Origin of the sequence: Aquabacterium sp., assembly GCF_035476535.1 — a bacterium.
In the GTDB taxonomy this organism is placed as follows: Bacteria; Pseudomonadota; Gammaproteobacteria; order Burkholderiales; family Burkholderiaceae_C; genus Pseudaquabacterium.
Map to the genome: position 1 here is coordinate 1 of NZ_DATILJ010000184.1, position 4,216 is coordinate 4,216.

Annotated in this window: 2 protein-coding genes; one reads left to right on the top strand and one right to left on the bottom strand. The window is 67.6% G+C overall.

Annotated elements, in window-relative coordinates; all coding sequences use genetic code 11:
* A partial coding sequence (locus VLK61_RS18315; protein ID WP_325423060.1) for a thiamine pyrophosphate-binding protein occupies window positions 1–1,548 on the bottom strand: 1,548 nt, incomplete at its 3' end.
* 376 nt (window positions 1,549–1,924) lie between these two features.
* On the opposite strand from VLK61_RS18315, the gene VLK61_RS18320 reads away from it, so the two are divergent.
* Window positions 1,925–4,045 (top strand): TonB-dependent receptor plug domain-containing protein, encoded by a 2,121-nt coding sequence (locus tag VLK61_RS18320; protein ID WP_325423061.1) that lies wholly within the window; start codon window positions 1,925–1,927, stop codon window positions 4,043–4,045.
* Window positions 4,046–4,216: the final 171 nt, after the last annotated feature.

The following is a 4,216-nucleotide window of genomic DNA, read 5'->3' on the forward strand; positions in this document are numbered from 1 at the left end:
CACCGGCAGGCCCAGCTCGGCGGCGACGGTGATCTCCTGGCCGTTCATCAGGTAGCTGCCGTCGCCGGTGAGGCAGACCACCGGGCAGCCGGGCTTGCCCAGCGCGATGCCGACCGCCGAGCCGATGGCCCAGCCCATGGGTGCGAAGTCCATCGTCACGCGCAGCCAGCTGGAAGGCTTGTCGGCGCGCCTGTCGTTGCGCCCACCGGTGGCGGAGGACGTCGGCGGCAGCGCCGGTACGCCGCTGCGGCGACGGTCGCGCGGGGCCAGGTAGTGCACGGCCCAGGCCGCGCTGTTGCCGGCGTCGGCGACGAAGCGCGTCTGCGGTGGGCAGCGCTCGGCCAGCGTGGCGATCAGGCGCTGCGGCTTGACGGGCGCCTGCTCGCTCTTCAGCGCCTGGGGCTGGTCGACCATCGCCTCGTAGTCCCGCCGCGACCGCTGCGGATGCTGGAAGGGCACGATGTTGGAGGCCTCCATGGGCGAGGCCAGCAGCGAGACCAGGTGCTCGCATACCGAGCGGATGCGTCCACGCACATGCAGGCGGGCCATCGGTGAATGCATCAGGTTGTCGTCGCAGGCGTCGACATGGACCAGCCGGCCGTTGAGCAGGTCGCGCGACCAGCCGCCGCTGTTGAATTCGCCGAAGCCGGTGCCCAGCGCGACGACGAGGTCGGGCTGCGAGGCCAGCAACTCGCGAGCGCTCGCGTGCCCGCCAAAACCGAACACGCCGTGGAACTGGGCATGACGCGCGTTGACCAGGCCCTTGCCGTCGGGCGTCGTGATGAAGACGCCGCGCGTGAGCCGCACCAGCTGCATCAGCGCCGGGATGGCTTCGCCGCAGCCGTTGCCGATCAGCCAGACCGGATTGCGGGCCGCGCGCAACAGGCCGGCCAGGGTGTCCGTTGCCGCGGTGTCGATCCAGACAGGACTCTGGCTCAGCAAGGCGGCGAAGGAGGGCGTGTCGTCGAAGCTGCTGGCCGGCTGGCGCAGGATGTCCACCGGGATCGACAGGTGGCTGGGCCCATGCGGCGCGCAGCGGGCCTGCATCAACGCACTGAACAGCTTCGCCGGCAGCTGGTCCGCGTGGGAGACCAGTGAGTTGTAGCGGGTGCAGTGCTTGAACATGCTCACCGTGTTGACGCCGGTACAGCTGGACTCCTGCAGTGCACCCTTGCCGAACGAATGGAGCGGCGGCTGACCGGTGATCACCAGCAGCGGAATGGCGTTGTCGTAGGCGCAGGCGACACCGGTGATCATGTTGGTCGCCCCGGGGCCGGACGTGGCGATGCACACCCCCAGCGTGCCGGTCTCGCGCGCCAGGCCATCGGCCATGTAGGCGGCGCCGGATTCATCGCGTGCCACCACCGCGCGCGGCCCGCCTTGGCGACCGGAGCGGGCCAAGGCGTTGTACAGCGGTTCGATGGCGCCGCCGGGCACGCCAAAGACATGCCGGACGCCCAGGCTGCGCAGGCATTGCACGATGTAGCCTGCGCAGTCGAGCAAGGGCTGGGCAGCAGGGGACTCCCGGCTGACACTGAAAGCGGACATGGTGATCTCCCTGATGCGAGTCAGACAACATGGCAGGCCGTGCCCAGGCAGAGCGGGGCAGAACCGTGGCCGTGGTCGTCGCCGAGGCCCGGGGCAAACACGCGCCGGGTCGTACTCACGACACAGCGGGCTCAGGCGACACAGGGCATCCCTTCAGGCCAGGTTCTTTGCTTGGTAGTTGTGGGTGGCCGGATCCCGTAGCGAAAATATCGCATATACGGCAAAAGTAGTCAATAGTGCATTTAATGTAAATTGATGATGAGTTGATGTGTGCGGCTGGCCGCTCCTCATGGCTACTAGGAATCGGTTCACGAAACGGGCCTGGCACTGTGAGGGCTGTAGGATCGCGGCTCGATGAAGACGTGGGGGGTCGTGCATGTTCGAGTTGTCTTGCATTCCCAGGGCCCTGGCCTGGATGTGCCTGGTTCCGGCCTGCTGTTCGTGGGCCCAGGGCAGCAGCGAAGAAGAAGAGCTCGCGGCAGTGTTTGGCGACAAGGCCATGGTCAGCATCGCCACCGGCACGCGTCAGCCCTTGCGGCGGGCACCGGCCGTCGCCAGCGTGATCACGGCCGAAGATATTGCCGCGATGGGCGCGGTGGATCTGGACGACGTGCTCGAGACGGTGCCCGGTGTGCACGTCGACCGCAACACCGTCGCCTATGCGCCGCTGTACACGATCCGCGGCGTGTACAGCCCGCAGAACCCGCAGGTGCTGATGCTGCTGAACGGCGTGCCCACCACCACCTTGTTCACCGGCGGCAAGGGCAATGTGTGGGGCGGCTTCCCGCTCGAGAATGTCGCGCGCATCGAGATCATCCGCGGACCGGGTTCCGCGCTCTACGGCGCGGATGCCTATGCCGGCGTGATCAACATCATCACGAAGACGGCGGCGCAGCAGCCCGGCACGCAGATCGGCGCGCGGGCCGGCTCATTCGGCACCTGGGACGGCTGGGTGCTGCATGGCGGCAAGCTGGGGCCGGTCGAGGTGGCCGCGTACTTGCGCGTGGGTTCGACGGAGGGTCTGCATGACAGCATCCGGGCCGATGCGCAGACCCGCAACGACAGCATCTTCGGCACGCGCGCCAGCCTGGCGCCCGGGCAGGTGTACACCGGCCGCGATGCGCTGGACGCCAGCATCGACCTGGCCCACGACAAGCTGCGCTGGCGCGCGGGCTACAAGCTGCGCGACAAGCTGCACGTCGGGGCCGGTGTCGGTTCGGCGCTGGATCCCGTGGGCCTGGGCAAGAGCGAGCGCCTGACCACCGACTTGTCCTGGACCGATCCGGCCTTTGCGGCGCACTGGAGCGTCGGGCTGCTGGCGAGCTACTTCGAATACAGGGACACGGTCCCCGAGCCCTTTGTGCTGTTGCCCAGCCAGGCGCGCATCGGTCCCAACCTGTTCCCCGATGGCTTGATCGGTGCGCCCGAGAAGTGGGAGCGCCAGGCACGCTTGTCGGCCTTCGCGATCTACACCGGCTTCGACAAGCATCGCTTGCGCGCAGGGGCCGGCTACGACGACCTCGACCTCTACAGGATCGCGGAGCACAAGAACTTCAGGCTCAGCCCGGCAGGCGTGCCGATTCCTGTCGGGTCCGTCATTGACTTCACCAACACCGAGCCGTTCATGACGCCGCAGCGGCGCAAGGTCAGTTACGTGGTGCTGCAGGACGAATGGCAGCTGATGCGCGACTGGGCCCTCACCGCCGGCCTTCGTCACGACAGGTACTCGGACTTCGGTGGTACGACGAATCCACGCCTGGCCCTGATCTGGGACGCCAATCTCGACGTCAGCGTCAAGCTGCTTGCCGGGCGGGCGTTTCGCGCACCGTCGTTCGCCGAGTTGTACAGCATCAACAACCCGGTGTTGCGCGGCAACCCCAGTCTGCGGCCGGAGACGATCAGCACCTTCGAAGCGGCGACAACCTGGCAAGCGCGATCCGACCTGCACATCGGCGTGAACCTGTTTCGCTACAAGATGAAGGACATCATCCGCCTGGCCGGCACGCCGACCACCTACGCCAATACCAGCGATCAGCGCGGCAGTGGGCTCGAGCTCGAGATGAGTTGGGACGCCAGCCGCACGCTTCGGTTGATGGGCAACTATTCCTTCCAGCGCTCGACCGACGAGGCGAGCGGCGCCGATGCCGGCTACGCGCCGCATCACCAGCTGTTCGCGCGCGCCGACTGGCAGTTGGCCAGCGGCTTGTCGTGCAGCGCGCAGCTGAATTGGGTGGCGGACCGCCGGCGCGCTGCCGGCGATACGCGGCCGGCCGTGCCCGACTACACCTCGGTGGACTTGGCGCTGCGCACCCAGAGCGCCCCAAGCCGCTGGGCCTTCAGCGCGACCCTCCGCAATCTGTTCGACGCCGACGTTCGGCAGCCGAGCCTGTTCTCGCCGGCACCGGCGATTCGCCCCGACCTGCCGACCAGCCAGATCCCGGATGACCTGCCGATGGCCGGCCGCGCGCTATCGCTGCAGGCGAGCTACCGCTTCTGATCGGGCGCTGCACTCAGCGGTTCTCATAAACCACCGCGTAACGCTGGCGATAGAACATCAGGCGGGCGTCGATCTCGTCGTTTGAGACGAGGAAGTCCTCGCAGGCATAGCGGTGGCGGCCGTGGCGGTTTTCGCTGGCGCTGCGGGCCATCCAGCGCGCCATGGCCTGTT

Coding starts and splice junctions, on each gene's coding strand:
- VLK61_RS18320 (WP_325423061.1), top strand. CDS start 1,925: ATGTTCGAGTTGTCTTGCATTCCCAGGGCCCTGGCCTGGATGTGCCTG.